Source organism: Pseudomonas putida, from assembly GCF_016406145.1.
Lineage (GTDB): Bacteria > Pseudomonadota > Gammaproteobacteria > Pseudomonadales > Pseudomonadaceae > Aquipseudomonas > Aquipseudomonas putida_E.
In genome coordinates, this window is record NZ_CP066306.1 from 4849914 (window position 1) to 4865687 (window position 15774).

The window sequence follows — 15774 nt, forward strand, 5'->3', positions numbered from 1 at the left end:
TAGTTACCTTTTGCGCAACAGTGCTTATCGCGCCCGGTGCTGTTTCCAAGGCAATGAAGAGACTAACTTTAGCCCTGTCTCCATTAGCACTTGCACCGCAAGAAGGTAGTTTCAACATGTCCAACAGTATGGGTATTGCCAGCGTTTTCGTTCTGTCTTCCCTGTTGTTGTCGCCCCTGGCCATGGCCGAAGAATCCCCGGCTTTCGTCGCCCGTAATGCAGAGCTTGCTGCTGTTCACCAGGAAGCCCGCGAGGCCGTAGCGCACAAGGCCGACGCAGGCAAAGATGCAAAACAGACAGCTTCCAAGGTTTCCATCGACGCCAATGCCGAGAGCTGATCGCGCAACGATGCCGCTCCCGTTTCCCCCCGGCTACACCATGGGCACCGCCGGTGCCGATATGTTAGCCTTTTAAAGCCGCTGCCGATCAGCGGCTTTTTTTATGTGCTTTGACGATCAGCCCGGCCGTTATTTCTCTAACAAGAAAGTTGCACATTCAAAAATAAAAACTGCCCCACCGTCAGACCAAAGGAGCTAGTACCGGTGCCTTCCGCGTTTCGTGTTACCCCGCTGTTCATTGCATTGACCGCAACGATGCCTTTCGCCGCCCAGGCAGATGAAGACAAGGCTGATGGCTTCATCGAAGGCTCGTCCTTCAACCTGCATTTTCGTAACGCCTACTTCAACCGCGACAACCACAACAGCGGCGTGCGCGACACCCGCGAGTGGGGCCAAGGCGCGGTTGCCCGCTTCGAGTCGGGCTACACGCCAGGCGTAATCGGCTTTGGCCTCGATGCGCACGCCATGCTGGGCTTGAAGCTCGATGGCGGTGGCGGCCATGCCGGCACCAGCATCCTGCCCGAACACGTGAAGGACAACGGCGAACTGGGCGCCGCCCCGCACTCGTTCTCCACCGCAGGCGCGGCGGTCAAGCTCAAGGCCTTCGACACCGAACTCAAGGCCGGTGACCTGTTCCTTACCAACCCGGTGATCGCCGGCGGCGAAACCCGCATGCTGCCGCAGACCTTCCGTGGCGTCAGCCTGACCAATACCAGCATCGACGGCCTGCTGCTCGAAGGTGGCCAGGTCAGCTTCACCAAGCCGTACAACCAGAGCGGCCACCGCCGTATCGACACCTACTACGGCTCGCTGGATGAGCACGACAAAAGCAAGCATCTGAACTGGGCTGGTGCGTCGTGGAGCGGCACCGAGAACATCACTGCCAACCTTTACGCCGCCGAGCTGAAGGATATCTGGAACCAGTACTACGCTGATTTCGACTACACCTACGTGGTCAACGACCTGGTCAGCCTCAACCCGGGCGTGCACTTCTACCACACCCAAGACACCGGCCAGGCGCTGCTGGGCAAGATCGACAACAATACCTACAGCGTGCACTTCACCGTCAATGCCGGCTATCACAGCGTTACTGCCGCCTACCAGCGGGTCAATGGCGACACGCCGTTCGACTACATCAACCTGGGCGACAGCGTGTACCTGGACAACTCGCGCATGTACTCGGACTTCAACGCGCCCAACGAGCGTTCGTGGAAGCTGCAGTACGGCTATGACTTCGCCGGGCTCGGCATGCCAGGGCTGACCACCACCGTGTCGTACTCGCGTGGCGAGGCGGACCTGACCAAGGCTGACCAGGGCAACACCCACTACGACTACTACCGCGCCGACGGCAAGAACGCTCAGCACTGGGAACGTGACCTGGACGTGAAATACGTGTTCCAGCAAGGCGACTTCAAAGACCTGTCGGTGCTGGTGCGTTATGCCGTACACCGCGGCGGCCAGGGCTATGCGTCGATCGACAGCAACAGCGATAACGACGAACTGCGGGTGATCGTCGATTATCCGTTGAACGTGTTCTGACCTGAGACCGCAAGTCAGCCCCACACGGTGTGTGCAGACCGGTAGGAGGGGGCCGCTTTGCGGCCCATCGCCGGCAAGCCGGCTCCCACAGGGAAAGCGCAGACCTCAAGAATTGCGCGGTCTCGGTAGGAGCTGGCTTGCCGGCGATGGGCTGCGTAGCAGCCCAATGCACGATTCCGTCGGACAAATCTTGTCCGACAATCACCACTTCCCTAGAATGTCGCCCGCCGCAACCGGCCCTGCCTCAGCAGTAGCGCGCATGCCCACTCGATTACCGCGTCTCGCACTCTACAGGTCGCACCCCGAGCTGATCCTCAATCTGGGCAGTTGCATCGCCGTGCTCGCTATCGTGGGCATCGTCAGTTACCTGTTGGGGCGCGAGCGCGAGAGTGTCGAGCAATCGGCCATCCGCTCCTCCAGCAATATCGTCCAGCTGATAGAAAGCGACATCCTGCGCAATGTCGAACTTTACGACCAATCATTGCGCGGGCTGATCTGGGCGGTGCAGCATCCCGAACTGCTGCAGGTCGCGCCCAACCTGCGCCAACAGATCCTCTTCAACCAGACGTTCGCGGCCCCGGTGCGCGGCGATATTCTCTGGCTCAATGCCAATGGCGACGTCGTGGGCGACTCCACCAGCGTCACCCCGCGCCAGGCCAATTTCGCCGACACCTTCGACTTCCGGGCCCATCGCCGCGACCCTGGCCTGGGCTTGTTGATCAGCCCGCCTTTCAAGGCACGGCTCGGCGACCTTGACTGGTGCATCAGTTTCAGCCGGCGCATCTCCGCAGCCGATGGCAGCTTTGCCGGGCTGGCCGCCGGTGCCCTGCGCCTCTCCTATTTCAGCGAACTGTTCCAGCGCCTTGATATCGGCCATGAAAGCAGCATCAACCTGCTCAACGTCGACGGCCAGTTGCTCGCCCGCCAGCCGCGCCGCGACCAGGACCCGTTGATCGGCACCAGCTTTGCCGACCGCCCCAACTTCAAACGCATCCTGGGCGAGCGCAGCGGCAGCTTTACAGCCCGCTCCAGCATCTATGGCACCCAGCGCATGTACACCTTCGCCCGGGTCGCCGAGCTGCCGTTGATCATACTGGTGGTGCACTCAAGCGATGAGGTGTTCCAGTCATGGCGCCGCACGGCGTTGGTGGTCAGTATCGCCACAGGCGTGCTGTGCATTGGCATTCTCTGGCTCACCCTGCTGCTGGGCCGCGAATTGCGCCGCAGGCATGAGGCCGAGCAGGGTCTGGCCACGCTGGCAGCAACGGATAGCCTGACGGGCCTGGCCAACCGTCGCCGGCTGGATCAGGTGTTACGCCAGGAATGGGCGCGCGCCCAGCGCAACCGTAAACCGTTGGCCGTGCTGATGGTGGATGTGGATCACTTCAAGGCCTTCAACCAGCGCCATGGGCACGCTGGAGGCGATCACGCCTTACGTGAAGTGGCCAAGACGATCGAACAGTGCATACGACGCCCGGCGGACCTGGCGGCGCGTTATGGGGGTGAGGAATTTCAGGTGGTTTTGCCGGAAACCGAACTGGCCGGCGCCCGCTTGTTGGCAGAGAGGATCCGCACCCGAGTCGAGGCATTGGCACCTTTTGCCGATGATGCACACGCGGTGACGGTGAGTATCGGCATCAGCGTCCACACCCCCGGCACCCAACAAGACCTGACGACCATGCTGGGTGCCGCGGACGAGGCGCTCTACCGGGCCAAGGCCAAGGGCCGAAACCGGGTAGAGGGCCCTGCGGATTAGGAGCGGGCGCGTGCGGCGTTGCGCAGTGCCTTCACCTGGTCGTGGTTACGCTGTACGCCCTGCAGCTGCTTTTCCACGAGCATATAGCTCGAATCGCTGACGGAGCGACCCAGCTTGACCAGCTTCTCACGCGCTTCCTTGTAGGCTTTGAGGGCATGGTCTTCGCCGCGTTCTACTTCGTTGAGCACGGCCTCTTCATCCTTACCGGTAACCATCGACTTGAGGTTTACCCAGCCGCGGTGCAGGTCGCCGCTGATGCTGGTGGATGTTTCCGGGTCGCCGCCCAGGCGACGCACTTCACTCTGCAGTTCGCCTGCTGCATTGGCGCATTCGCCAGCGCGCTGGACGAAGAACGCTTTGAGCTCCGGATTTTTCACATCATCGGCCGACTCCTTGAACCCTTTCTCGCCGTCCTTGCTGTACTCGATCAGGTTGTTGAGCACGTCGATTACGTCTTTGTTGAGGTCGCTCATGGCTGAAACTCCTTGGCAGGTAATAGTCATGTAAACAGGAGCAGCCTTCGTGCCAAGCCGCGCAATAAGTAAAAACACTTAAAAAACAAGAAGTTATAGGCAAGTACAAAACACTGAAAAACGGCGTTATGCATGATTGCCGCTTGGGCGCTCGTGCAGATTGCAGTATGGTCGGCGCACTTCCACTGCCAGGCACTGCCGATGAAACCGGAAACCCTTGAACTGCTGGTAATCCGCACCATGCCCTTCGGCAAATACCAAGGCCGGATAATTGCCGACCTGCCGGGTGACTACCTGGCATGGTTTGCGCGCAAGGGGTTTCCGGCGGGTGAGCTGGGTGGGTTGCTGGCGTTGATGCACGAGGTCGATCACAACGGCCTGGGGGATCTGCTGGTGCCGTTGCGGCAAAAGCATCGGCGCTGAGCCGGTTGCGGACTATCACCGGCTCCACAGGTACACCCTTGGCCTTGAGAGCAGTGGCGTACCTGGGGAAGCCGACTTGCCAGCGACCAGAGCAGGATGATCGAACGCCCTAGCCCTTGGCCGGCGCCACGACCATTTCCACCCGCTCGCTCTTCTTGATCAGCGCATACACCACCGCTGTCAGCAGGCTACCCGCGACAATGGCCAGCAGGTACAGCAGCGCATGGTTGATCGCATTGGGAATCAGCAGCACGAACAGCCCGCCATGGGGCGCCATCAGCTTGCAACCGAAGTACATCGACAGCGCGCCGGTCAAGGCGCCGCCAGCGATACTTGCCGGGATGACCCGCAGCGGGTCTTTGGCGGCGAACGGGATGGCGCCTTCGGAAATGAAGCACAAACCCAGCACCAGAGCGGCCTTGCCAGCCTCGCGCTCGCTCTGGGCGAACTTGCGACGGGCCAGGAACGTGGCGATACCAAGGCCGATCGGCGGCACCATGCCCGCTGCCATGGTCGCCGCCATCGGCGCGTAGCTCGAGGATGCCAGCAGCCCTACCGAAAAGGCATAGGCCGCCTTGTTGATCGGGCCGCCCAGGTCGATGCACATCATGCCGCCGAGCAGCAGCCCGAGGAGGATGGCGTTGGTGGTACCCATGCTGTCGAGAAACTGCGTCAGGCCCGCGAGCATGGCAGCCACCGGCTGGCCGACCACGTAGATCATCACCAGGCCTGTGAAAAGGCTCGCCAGCAGCGGAATGATCAGGATCGGTTTGAGCGCATCGAGGCTGCTCGGCAGGCGTGCCCAGCGCGCGATGGCTTTGGCGCTGTAACCGGCGAGGAAGCCGGCAACGATACCGCCGATGAATCCGGCGCCCAGAGTGCTGGCCAGCAGGCCGCCGATCATGCCGGGCGCCAGGCCCGGGCGGTCGGCGATGGACCAGGCAATGTACCCCGCCAGCAACGGCACCATCAGCTTGAATGCGGCCTCGCCGCCGATCTGCATCAATGCAGCCGGCAGGGTGCCCGGTTCCTTGTAGGCTTCGATGCCGAAGACGAACGACAGGGCGATCAGCAAGCCGCCTGCCACCACCATCGGCAGCATGAAGGAAACACCTGTCAGCAAGTGTTTATAAACACCGGTTTTCTCGGCCTTGCCGGCACTTGAAGCGGCTGCAGCGTCACCAGCGCTTTCCACCTTGGCCTCGGCAAGGGCCTTGTCCAGCGTGGCGCGGGCCTGCTTGAGGGCAATGCCGGTACCACAGCGGTAGATACGCTTGCCGGCAAAACGGGCGGTGGGCACTTCGATATCGGCAGCCAGCAGCACCACGTCGGCGTCGGCAATGGCCTGGGCCGACAACGGGTTACGGGCGCCGACCGAGCCTTGGGTTTCTACCGTAAGTTGATAGCCAAGCTGTTGCGCTGCCTGCTGCAGGGCCTCGGCGGCCATGAACGTGTGCGCCACGCCAGTCGGGCAGGCGGTTACCGCGACAAGCTTGGCCCCAGCAGTGGCCAGGGGCTGTTCGGCTTGATGAGCATCGGCCTGTACCTGGGCATTTGCGGCCGCCTCGTCGAGGAAACCTTCACGGTCGGCCAGCGCTTGCGCCGGTGTGCTCTGGAACAAACGCTTGCCCGCGAAGCGGGCCAGGTCAACCGGCCCGGTGCTGACAACCAGCACCCAGTCGGCATCAGCGATCTGCGCGGTGCTCAGCTGGCGGTCGGGGTGTTCGGCATCCTGCACTTCCACGCAGGTTTTCCAGCCGCGGCGCTGGGCGGCAGCGGCCAGCAGGCGCGCACTCAGCACGCTGGATACCTGGCCGTTGGGGCAGGCGGTGACAATGGCAATGTTCATCGGCGAGCCTCTTGTTGTTCTGTCAGTTGCACGGCGGCCTCCAGGCGCGCCAGTTGCTCGCGGTCACGGATACCGAAGCCGACCTGGGTCACGGCCTGTGCAGCGATGGCCGTGGCGCGGCGCAGGGTTTGCGCAGGCGCTTCAGCCAGCAGTAAGCCGTGAACCATGCCGGCCACCAGCGAGTCGCCCGCCCCCACCGTACTGGCAACCGGCACCTGCGGCGGCTGGGCGTGCAGCGTGTGGCCACCAGTGAACCAGCTGACGCCTTGCTCCCCCGCCGACACCACCACGTGCTCGATACCCGTGGCCAGCAGTCGTTGGGCGGCAGCCTGCTGTTCGGCGGCGCTGTTCACGTCAAGGCCAAGCACTTCGCCCAGCTCTTCGGTGTTCGGCTTGACCAGCCAGGGGGCGCTCTGCAGGCCTGCGCGCAGGGCCGCACCGCTGCTGTCGAGGGCAACCCTCAGGCCTTGGCCTTTGAGCTGTTCGAGCAACCGGGCGAACCAGTCCGGGCTGATACCGCGTGGCAGGCTCCCAGCCACCACCACGGCGTCATGCCCGGGGGCGGCCTGTTCAAGCAGGCGCATCAGGGCCTCACACGCAGCCTCATCGACCTGCGGGCCTTGCCCATTGATGTCGGTCACCCGGCCATCAGCCTCGACCAGTTTGAGGTTGCTGCGCGTCTCACCCGGCACACGGACGAAGCAATCGGCAAAGCCGCGCCATTCGATCAACGCCTCGAACGGTTGCAGGTTGTCCTGGCCAAGGAAACCACCGACGGTCACGCTGTGCCCCAGGTCGGCCAGTACCTGGGCCACGTTCAGCCCTTTGCCGGCGGCATGGCTGTGCTGGTCCTGGGCGCGGTTGACGTGGCCGAGGCGCAGGGCGTCGAGGCTTACGGTGATGTCCAGCGCCGGGTTCAGGGTCAGGGTAAGGATCTTGGCCATTCAGTAACGCTCCACCAGCGCGCGAACCGCTGCGGCGCTGTCTTGTTGCAGGGCCTCGCGCGCCAGGGCGCGGGCCGTCTGATGATCGGCCTGGCGAACCAGGGCCTTGACTTCGGCAACGCTGCGGGCGGCCACGCTCAGCTCGTCCACGTCCAGGCCCAGCAGCACCGCCACCGCCTGCGGGTCCGCGGCCAGTTCACCGCACACCCCTACCCACTTGCCCTCGGCATGGGCAGCGCGCACGGTCATGTCGATCAGGCTCAACACTGCCGGGTGCAGGCCGTCGGCCTGGGCCGACAGGCTGGGGTGGCCACGGTCGATGGCCAAGGTGTACTGGGTGAGGTCATTGGTGCCGATACTGAAAAAGTCCACTTCGCGGGCCAGTTGTGGCGCCAGCAAGGCGGCGGACGGCACTTCGACCATGATGCCCAGTTGCAGGTCGGCTACCGGAATTTCTTCACGCAGGCGCTCGACCATCGCCCTCGCTTCCCGCCACTCATGCACCTGGCCGACCATCGGGAACATGATGCGCAACGGGCGCTGATCAGCGGCGCGCAGCAGGGCTCGGAGCTGGTCTTCCATGATCTGCGGGCGCTGCAAGGTCAGGCGCACGCCACGCACACCGAGGAACGGGTTTTCCTCGGCTGCGATCGGCCAGTAGGGCAACGGTTTGTCCCCACCCACATCGAGGGTGCGCACGACCAGTGGCCGCCCGCCCAGCCCATCGAGCACACGGCGGTATTCGGCTTCCTGGGTGGCGACATCCGGCGCCTGCGAGTGGCCCATGAAGATCAGCTCGGTGCGCAGCAGGCCGACACCTTCGGCGCCCTGCTCCACCACCTTGTCGATGCCGCCGCTCTGGCCGATGTTGGCGAATACTTCGACGGCATGGCCATCGCGGGTTACCGCTGGCTCATGACGGTTGGCCCAGGCTGCTTGCAGACGCTGCTCGCGCAGGTCACGCTCGGCCAGCGCACGTTGCAACTCATCAGCTGGCGGGGCGACGCTGACTACGCCTCGCTGGCCATCGAGCAACAGCGGCGTACCAGGTTCAAGGAGCAGAATCGCCGCCCCCGCGCCGACCACGGCCGGGATGCCCAAGGCCCGCGCAACGATCGCGCTGTGCGCGGTTGCGCCGCCATGGGCAGTGACGATACCGGCGACCCGCGCCGGGTCCAGGCGGGCAACATCAGAGGGGCCGACCTCGCCCATCACCAGCACGTAAGGTTGCTCAGGCTCGGCCTGCGTCTGCACACCGCACAGCTGCGCCAACACCCGGCGGCCGATGTCGCGCAGGTCGGCAGCACGCTCGGCGAGCAGCGCATCATGCAATGCCTCCTGTTGGCGGGCCGCCGCTTCGATCACGGCCATCCACGCGGCGGCGGCGCTTTCACCCTGGGCCAGACGCAGTTCTACATCGTCGGCCAGTGCAGGGTCGGCGAGCATTTCCTGATGGGTGACGAAGATCTCGCCGACGGCCTTGTCGCTGCGCTGCACCAAGGCCTGCAACTCGGCGTTCACTGTATCCAGTGCCCGGCCCAGCTTGACCCGCTCCTGCGCTGGCGATTCGCCACGCAGCGGATAATCGATGTCACGCTCGACGCAGACATGGGCGGGCCCACTGGCAATGCCGGGGGCCGCAGCCACGGCCTGGATACGGCTACCGGCAGCCGGCGCCTGCAACACCTCGACGGGCGCTGGGCTCACCGCGGCCGCAGTTTTCGGCAATGGCTCAACGTCCTCACCCAAGCCCTGCTCGATTGCCGCCAGCAGTACCGGCAAGGCATCACCGGCAATAGACGGCTCGGCCAGCAGCTCCAGTTCCTGGCCACGGCGCGCGCCAAGGCTGAGCAGCTTGCTCAAACTCTTGACCGAAACCGCAGGTTGCGCGCTGTCCAGCACACGCAGGCGGATTTCGCCCTCGAAACCCTTGGCCAGCTGCGCCAGGATTTTTGCCGGACGGGCGTGCAGGCCATGTGGGTTGGCCAGCACGATACGAGCGCTGGGCCAGTCGGGAGCGGTCTCACCACCCAGCACCTCAAGTACCGCGCGGCTGCTGGTGGCCTGGTAAAGCGTTTGCCCGCGCCCCTCGATCAGTACCTCGCACAGGCGCTCGAGCAGCGCCTGGTGGGCAGCGCCGAGGCTGGCCAGACAAAACAGGCCATTGAGTGGCTGGTCGCGGTAGCGCAGCGGCTGCTGCGGGGTGACGAAGGCCAAGCCTGGCTGACGTACCTGCCGCTCGCTGTGCAGCCACCAGAGCCCCTCGCCCAAGGGCAAGGGCTCGGCCTGCTGCAGCACCGCGGCAAAACCTTTGTCGACACACCCGGCACGCTGCAACAGGCGGGCACCGCGCCAGGCCAACTCGTCAAAGTCTTCGGCGGGCAGGTTCAGGCTGACCAGTTGCGCATCCAGCGCCAGCGCCTGGGGTGCGCCCTGTAGCAACTTGAGCAGCGCTTCTGCGGAACTGGCACGGCGCAGGGCTTCGGCCAGGTCGGTCTCTCCCAGGGCACGGGTCAGCAACTGCAGCAGACGCAGGTGCTCGTCGGAGCGTGCGGCAATGCCGATGGCCAGGTAGACGATCTGGCCGTCACCCCAGTCCACGCCTTCAGGGAACTGCAGCAAACGCACGCCGGTGGCATACACCAGGTCGCGGGTCTGCGGCGTGCCGTGGGGGATGGCGATGCCTTGGCCAAGGAATGTGGAACCTTGCGCTTCGCGCGCCTGCAGGCCCTGCAGATACCCTTCGGCGACCAGGCCGTCAGCGACCAGTCGATCCGCCAGCAGGCGCAGGGCCTGGCCTTTGTCGGCGGCCGTCTGGCCCATGGCTATCTGCTCTTTGGCGAGCTCGAGCATGACCTTCTCCTTTTGCAGCCCCTGCGCGCACTTTTGCACCGGGTACTGAGGTATTGTTGTGAAATTCACGTATTCAGCCAGTCAACGGCCTTGCACGAGCGGCAGGGAAGGCAGAAAAATTAATAGCTGAAACGTTTAATCTGACCAAGCGGCCACGTTACTCGATAATCTTCCAGGGAAAAAGCCCCATCCTGTCGGACAATTGCGACAATGGTCGTCTGCGCGTGGCGACCAGCCCGGGTCAAACTGCCCGGTCTGGTTGTATAGCCCGCCCCGGTAATAACAAGGAAAATTCGGTGAAACTCAGCGATATCGCCCGTCTGGCTGGTGTGTCCGTGACCACTGCCAGCTACGTCATCAATGGCAAGGCCGAACAGCAGCGCATCAGCAACAGCACCGTCGAGCGGGTGCGTGCGGTGGTCGAGGCCCACGGCTTCACGCCCAACCCCCAGGCTGCGGGCCTGCGCAGCCGGCATACCCGCACCTTGGGCTTCATTCTGCCGGACCTGGAAAACCCCAGCTACGCGCGCATTGCCAAGCAACTGGAGCAAGGCGCCCGCGCCCGTGGCTATCAACTGCTGATCGCCAGCAGCGATGACAGGCCCGACAGTGAGCGCCAACTGCAGCAGCTGTTCCGGGCCCGGCGTTGCGATGCCCTGTTCGTCGCCAGTTGCCTGCCCCCCGAAGATGACAGCTACCGTGAACTGCAGGACAAGGGCCTGCCGGTGATCGCCATCGACCGGCGCCTGAACCCGGCACATTTTTGTTCGGTCATCAGCGATGATCGCGATGCCAGCCGCCAGTTGGCCGATAGCCTGCTGGCCACGGCACCGCGCAGCATCGCGCTGATCGGCGCGCGCCCGGAGCTGTCGGTCAGCCAGGCCCGCGCAGGCGGCTTCGACGAAGCCATGCAGGGTTTTGCCGGGGACGTGCGCCGTTATCAAGGCGAGGCATTCAGCCGCGAATGCGGCCAGCGCTTGATGCAGCAGTTGATCGACGAGCTGGGCGGCCTGCCGGATGCCTTGGTCACGACGTCCTACGTGCTGCTGCAAGGCGTGTTCGACACCCTGCAGGCGCGCCCGGCCGATTCGCGCCTGCTGCACCTGGGCACCTTCGGTGACAACCAGTTGCTCGATTTCCTGCCCCTGCCGGTCAACGCCATGGCCCAGCAACATGGCCTGATTGCCGCCACCGCCCTGGAACTGGCCCTGGCGGCCATCGAGGACAAGCGTTACGAACCTGGCGTGCATGCCATCGGCCGAACCTTCAAGCAACGTATTACTGTGGCCTGAACATGCGCCTGATCGACACTCACACCCACCTTGACTTCCCCGACTTCGATGCCGACCGCACGCGCCTGATGGCTAATGCGGCAGGGCGTGGGGTGGAGCGCATGGTAGTGCTGGGGGTTTATCAGGCCAATTTCCAGCGGGTGTGGGACTTGGCCTGCAGCGATGAGCGCGTGCGCGCAGCGCTTGGGCTGCATCCGATCTACCTGGAGCAGCATCGCCCCGAGCACCTGGTGCAGTTGCGCCAATGGCTTGAACGCCTGCATGGCGATCCGCGGCTGTGCGCCGTGGGCGAGTTCGGCCTGGACTACTACGTCGAAACGCTGGACAAGGCGCGCCAGCAATCGCTGTTCGAAGGGCAATTGCAGCTGGCCTGTGACTTCGAACTGCCCGCCCTGCTCCACGTGCGCCGCAGCCATGCCCAGGTGATTGCCACACTCAAGCGCTACAAGCCGGCGCGGGCCGGGATCATCCACGCGTTCGCGGGCAGCTATGAAGAGGCGCGCGAATACATCAAGCTCGGTTTCCGGCTTGGGCTGGGTGGTGCCGGTACCTGGCCTCAAGCAGTGCGTTTGCGCAAGACCCTGCCGCGCCTACCGCTGGAAAGCATCGTGCTGGAAACTGACGCCCCGGACATGGCCCCGGCGATGTTTGCCGGTGAGCGAAACAGCCCGGAGCATCTACCGGAGATTGCCGGGGCATTGGCTGAGGTGATGGGCATTGATGTGCAAGTGTTGGCCGAGACCAGCAGCAAGAATGCCTGTGAGCTGTTTGGCTGGTAGTACTGGCTAAACCCTGAACGCCCCGATCAACCGTTTCAATTCCACCACCTGCTCCGACAATGCCCGGCTGGCATCTTCGGTCTGGCAAGCCCCCAACGAGGTGTCCTGTGCCGCCTGGTTGATCGCCACGATGTTCTGGTCGATGTCATGGGCCACCGCCGTCTGCTGCTCTACCGCCGCCGCTATCTGCTGGTTCTGCTCGACAATGCCGCCAACCGCGCCAAGGATGTTGCCCAGCGCCTGCTGCACCTGGCGAGCCTCCTCGACCGTGCCCGCAGCCATCAGATGGCTACTGCCCATGGCGCGAACCGCTGCCCCGACACCGTCCTGCAAACGCTGGATCATCTGCGCTATCTGCGCAGTGGAGTCCTGGGTACGCTTGGCCAAGGTGCGCACTTCATCAGCGACCACGGCAAACCCCCGCCCTTGCTCACCGGCCCGGGCTGCCTCGATTGCAGCGTTGAGTGCCAACAGGTTGGTCTGCTCGGCGATACTGCGGATCACCTCAAGGACCTGACTGATCGCCTGACTGTCGTCAGCGAGCTGGTTGATCGCCAACACAGTATGGTCGATTTCGGCCGCCAACCGGCCAATGCTGCCCTGCTGCTCTTGCACCAACGTGCGCCCATTGGCACTTTCGTGGTTGACCTGCTGCGCACCATCGGCAGCCAATGCAGCGCTGCGCGCCACTTCCTGCGCAGTGGCGCTCATCTGGTTCATCGCGGTGGCTACCTGCTCGATCTGTTCACGCTGGCCGCTGACTGACTGGCTGCTGCGTGCCGATACCGCCAGTACCTGCCCCGCCTGCACTTCGACCGCCACAACGGTGTGGCCGACCTGCTCGATCAGGCAACGGATACGGCGCACGGTTTCGCTGAAACCCTGCGCCAGTTCGCCCAGTTCGTCGCGGCTGTGGGCCTTGAAACTGACCGTCATGTCACCGGCCGCCACCTTGTCCATCGCGCCCCCCAGCTTGCGCAGCGTCGTGCGGGTCGAGACATAGAAGCCGCCGTAAAGGTAAAGGATCAGCGCGAAAACGCCCGCCAGCACGGCCACCAAGGCGACCATGCGCAGGCGCTGCTGACCAAGGCGCTCCTGCAACTGCAGGTGCAGATGCCCAAGGACTTCCTCGTTCAGTTGGTAAGTGTGAGCCATCAGCTCACTCACCTGTTGATAGAAGGCGGGCCAAGGCGCATCCAGGGTTTCAGCAACCACCACACGTTCCTCGAACAATGCGGCGGCTTGTTTGACGGAAGCTTTGCTGGCCTGCGCCGCGGCTATCATGTCCGTGGCGACGCCAAGGTCACTGGCCAAGGCTTCATCCACCCGCATGCCATAGTCTGCCGCCAAACGCTCCAGGCGCTGCAGCAGGTCTTCGAAGCGGACGCTGCCGGCCGAGTCGATGAACCCTCGGCCAAGCGCGATGGCACCCATCGTCCTGCCCTCGCCCAAGGCCAGGGTCACCTGGGCGGTGGCAGTGCCAAGCAGTTCGCTCAACTGACGCACCGAAACCTGGCTGTCCTGGCTCAGGCCGGACTGGCTGGCCACCAGTTTGCTCAGCACCTGTGCTTGAGCCAGCAGCTTGTCGAACAGGGCGACCTTGGCCTGCAAAGACGTTTCGGCCTGGGCGCTGGCAAAAGCGTCAGCCAGCTCGTCGAGCTTGGCCTGGGGAACCGCCTCATGGCCCTGCAGGGCCTGCATCTGAGCCCGGATATTGTCCTGCAACGCAGCGATGCGCGACTCCAGGTCGCCGGCCTGGCCCGACTGCCCGAGCACGGCATTGATCTGCATGAGGTTGCCGAGGGCTTCCAGGTCGGTGCGCAATGCCAAGCTGCCGCTAAGCGGGGTAATACCCTGCATTTGGGCACGGGTTGCCTGAAATTGCTGATAGGCGTCGCGCACCAGGTAGCTGCTGGTGGCGAGCATGGGCAGGAAGAACAGGGCGCTGATGAGGCTGAACTTCTGGCCGAAGCTCAGCCGGTTCATCAGTGCGATTGCCGGGTAGAGCAGACGCTTCACGGGGCACCTCCTTGAATTCTTGTTGTTCTGCGAGGGGTAGCACTAGGCCACCTGTATAGCGCAGATCGAACCGGAGGTTTGTAACTTAAGGTTAACCGGCGCTCAGACCAGCACCGTCCACAACGCAAAGCCCGCATACCACAGCACCGCACAGCGCAGCAGCAGCTCCCACAGGCTATCGAGCCTAGCCAGACCGCGCTGGCTGTCCTCTTGGTCGGGAATGTCATCGGCAACCCGCCCGACCCTGGCCACCAGGTGACCGGCGCTGATGTGCCAGTTGAGCAGTTCGTGCAGCATCACGCGGGTCACTGCGACGAAATTGCCGACGAGGGCGAAACTCAGGGCCAACACGCGCACCGGAAGCCAGTCCATGATGTGCCGCAGCTGCTCGGCCCGGGCCTTGAGTGCAGGTTGGCAACTGTTATCGCCTGTCAGCGCCAGCAGGCGATAGGCCAGCGCCGCCCCGGGGCCGAGCACGAAGTACCAGAAGATCACGGCGAAGAAACTCTGATAGGCCTGCCACAACAGGTAGCCTTGCACGCGCACCAGCAAAGCCTGGGGTTCATCAGCTACCAGGCCCAGGTCGCGCTCGGCCACATGCAGCGCGGCCTGGTCGTCGCCGCGCCGCCAGGCATCGCGAAACGGCCCAAGGGCGGCCTTGGCATCGCCACGGCCGAGGCTGTAGATCAGCACCAGCAGGTGCACCGGCAGGGCCAGCAAACCATAGGCCACCGGGTCGAGCACGTGCAGCAGCAACACCAGCACTGCCACGGGTGCAAGCACCAGGATGGCCAGGCTCCACCAGGGATGCACCCTCCCGCTGCGCTCCAGGCGCACCAGCTCGCCCAGGAAGAAGCCATCGCGCTGTACCTGATGGCGCAGGGCGGAGAACTTCTCGACCCACAACGCCAGTATCAACACCAGAAAACTCATGCCTTGTCCTCGTTGTCCTGCATGGCTGTGCGGTAACGCTGCCAGTCGAATGCCGGGCCGGGGTCGGTCTTGCGCTGCGGGGCAATGTCGCTATGGCCCTGGATCCGGCCCAGGCCGATCGCGGGCCAGGCCGCCTGAATCTGCCGGGTGAGTTGCGTCAGCACACTGTACTGGGCGTCGCTGTAGGGTAGATCGTCGGTACCTTCCAGCTCGATACCGATGGAAAAGTCGTTACAGCCTTCTCGCCCGTCAAAACAGGACACTCCAGCATGCCAGGCACGGTCGAGCAACGACACGAACTGGGTCACTGCACCGTCGCGTTCCACAAACAGGTGTGCTGATACCGTCAGGTGGCTGATGCTGGCAAAGTAGGGATGTTCGCTGGGGTCCAGGCGGTTCTGGAAGAATTGCTGGACTTTGCCGCTGCCGAAGCAGGCCGGCGGCAGGCTGATGTTATGGATCACCAGCAGGGAAATCGATTCGCCCTCCGGTCGCGCGTTGAAGTTCGGCGAAGGGCAGTGGGTGATTCCGTTTCCGTGGAACCAGCCGGTGGCACGGTCCAATTGCATGGGGCAG

13 protein-coding genes and 1 pseudogene are annotated in these 15774 nt (G+C 63.8%); 6 read left to right on the forward strand and 8 right to left on the reverse strand.

The window, feature by feature from the left end:
* Positions 1–116: 116 nt before the first annotated feature.
* From JET17_RS22345 to JET17_RS22355, 3 genes are all read left to right on the forward strand, one after another.
* On the forward strand, positions 117–338 hold the full coding sequence (locus JET17_RS22345; RefSeq protein ID WP_012316200.1) for a hypothetical protein: 222 nt from the start codon (positions 117–119) through the stop codon (positions 336–338).
* Between the two features lie 204 nt (positions 339–542).
* A complete protein-coding gene (locus JET17_RS22350) occupies positions 543–1877 on the forward strand; it encodes an OprD family porin (RefSeq protein ID WP_012316201.1) in 1335 nt (444 codons plus the stop codon).
* A 259-nt stretch (positions 1878–2136) separates the two neighbouring features.
* Positions 2137–3633, forward strand: coding sequence for a sensor domain-containing diguanylate cyclase (locus tag JET17_RS22355; RefSeq protein WP_012316202.1), 1497 nt, complete (start codon positions 2137–2139; stop codon positions 3631–3633).
* On the opposite strand, the gene JET17_RS22360 is transcribed toward JET17_RS22355, so the two are convergent.
* The gene (locus JET17_RS22360) at positions 3630–4106 is read right to left on the reverse strand and encodes a ferritin-like domain-containing protein (protein ID WP_012316203.1); all 477 of its coding nucleotides are present in this window, start codon (positions 4104–4106) and stop codon (positions 3630–3632) included. The two genes, JET17_RS22355 and JET17_RS22360, sit on opposite strands and share 4 nt — an antisense overlap.
* Positions 4107–4307: 201 nt before the next feature.
* On the opposite strand from JET17_RS22360, the gene JET17_RS22365 reads away from it, so the two are divergent.
* Positions 4308–4529, forward strand: coding sequence for a DUF3820 family protein (locus JET17_RS22365; protein ID WP_012316204.1), 222 nt, complete (start codon positions 4308–4310; stop codon positions 4527–4529).
* Between the two features lie 109 nt (positions 4530–4638).
* Here the strand turns inward: JET17_RS22365 and JET17_RS22370 are convergent, their stop codons facing one another.
* The 3 genes from JET17_RS22370 to ptsP are packed head-to-tail and all read right to left on the reverse strand — an operon-like array spanning position 4639 to position 10175.
* Complete coding sequence (locus JET17_RS22370) at positions 4639–6378, reverse strand: PTS fructose-like transporter subunit IIB (protein ID WP_012316205.1); 1740 nt, start codon at positions 6376–6378, stop codon at positions 4639–4641.
* On the reverse strand, positions 6375–7322 hold the full coding sequence (gene pfkB / locus JET17_RS22375) for a 1-phosphofructokinase (RefSeq protein WP_012316206.1): 948 nt from the start codon (positions 7320–7322) through the stop codon (positions 6375–6377). The genes JET17_RS22370 and pfkB overlap by 4 nt, the downstream gene beginning before the upstream one ends.
* Complete coding sequence (gene ptsP, locus JET17_RS22380; protein WP_012316207.1) at positions 7323–10175, reverse strand: phosphoenolpyruvate--protein phosphotransferase; 2853 nt, start codon at positions 10173–10175, stop codon at positions 7323–7325.
* Positions 10176–10471: 296 nt separating this feature from the next.
* Here ptsP and cra point away from each other — a divergent pair, with 296 nt between their 5' ends.
* Together cra and JET17_RS22390 are read left to right on the forward strand one after the other, a co-directional pair.
* A complete protein-coding gene (cra, locus tag JET17_RS22385; RefSeq protein WP_012316208.1) occupies positions 10472–11467 on the forward strand; it encodes a catabolite repressor/activator in 996 nt (331 codons plus the stop codon).
* A 2-nt stretch (positions 11468–11469) separates the two neighbouring features.
* Positions 11470–12246: a TatD family hydrolase gene (locus tag JET17_RS22390; RefSeq protein WP_012316209.1), complete on the forward strand. Its 777-nt coding sequence runs from the start codon at positions 11470–11472 to the stop codon at positions 12244–12246.
* 6 nt (positions 12247–12252) lie between these two features.
* Here JET17_RS22390 and JET17_RS27885 read toward each other — a convergent pair whose 3' ends face one another.
* The 4 genes and pseudogenes from JET17_RS27885 to ampD all read right to left on the reverse strand — a co-directional run bounded on the left by JET17_RS27885 (position 12253) and on the right by ampD (position 15767).
* Entirely contained in the window at positions 12253–12966 is a 714-nt protein-coding gene (locus JET17_RS27885; RefSeq protein ID WP_420094558.1) for a methyl-accepting chemotaxis protein, read from the reverse strand.
* A 144-nt stretch (positions 12967–13110) separates the two neighbouring features.
* A pseudogene (locus JET17_RS27890) lies at positions 13111–14232 on the reverse strand (HAMP domain-containing protein); the annotation flags it as partial.
* A gap of 135 nt (positions 14233–14367) precedes the next feature.
* Positions 14368–15198, reverse strand: a complete 831-nt coding sequence (gene ampE / locus JET17_RS22400; protein WP_012316211.1) for a regulatory signaling modulator protein AmpE — start codon at positions 15196–15198, stop codon at positions 14368–14370.
* A complete protein-coding gene (ampD, locus tag JET17_RS22405) occupies positions 15195–15767 on the reverse strand; it encodes a 1,6-anhydro-N-acetylmuramyl-L-alanine amidase AmpD (RefSeq protein WP_012316212.1) in 573 nt (190 codons plus the stop codon). The genes ampE and ampD overlap by 4 nt, the downstream gene beginning before the upstream one ends.
* Positions 15768–15774 lie beyond the last annotated feature (7 nt).

What these genes read in the sequence shown, in the direction of transcription:
- JET17_RS22345 (WP_012316200.1), top strand. Translation starts at nt 117, where the DNA reads ATGTCCAACAGTATGGGTATTGCCAGCGTTTTCGTTCTGTCTTCCCTG.
- JET17_RS22355 (WP_012316202.1), top strand. Translation starts at nt 2,137, where the DNA reads ATGCCCACTCGATTACCGCGTCTCGCACTCTACAGGTCGCACCCCGAG.
- JET17_RS22360 (WP_012316203.1), bottom strand. Translation starts at nt 4,106, where the DNA reads ATGAGCGACCTCAACAAAGACGTAATCGACGTGCTCAACAACCTGATC.
- JET17_RS22365 (WP_012316204.1), top strand. Translation starts at nt 4,308, where the DNA reads ATGAAACCGGAAACCCTTGAACTGCTGGTAATCCGCACCATGCCCTTC.
- JET17_RS22370 (WP_012316205.1), bottom strand. Translation starts at nt 6,378, where the DNA reads ATGAACATTGCCATTGTCACCGCCTGCCCCAACGGCCAGGTATCCAGC.
- pfkB (WP_012316206.1), bottom strand. Translation starts at nt 7,322, where the DNA reads ATGGCCAAGATCCTTACCCTGACCCTGAACCCGGCGCTGGACATCACC.
- ptsP (WP_012316207.1), bottom strand. Translation starts at nt 10,175, where the DNA reads ATGCTCGAGCTCGCCAAAGAGCAGATAGCCATGGGCCAGACGGCCGCC.
- JET17_RS22390 (WP_012316209.1), top strand. Translation starts at nt 11,470, where the DNA reads ATGCGCCTGATCGACACTCACACCCACCTTGACTTCCCCGACTTCGAT.
- JET17_RS27885 (WP_420094558.1), bottom strand. Translation starts at nt 12,966, where the DNA reads ATGAACCAGATGAGCGCCACTGCGCAGGAAGTGGCGCGCAGCGCTGCA.
- ampE (WP_012316211.1), bottom strand. Translation starts at nt 15,198, where the DNA reads ATGAGTTTTCTGGTGTTGATACTGGCGTTGTGGGTCGAGAAGTTCTCC.
- ampD (WP_012316212.1), bottom strand. Translation starts at nt 15,767, where the DNA reads ATGCAATTGGACCGTGCCACCGGCTGGTTCCACGGAAACGGAATCACC.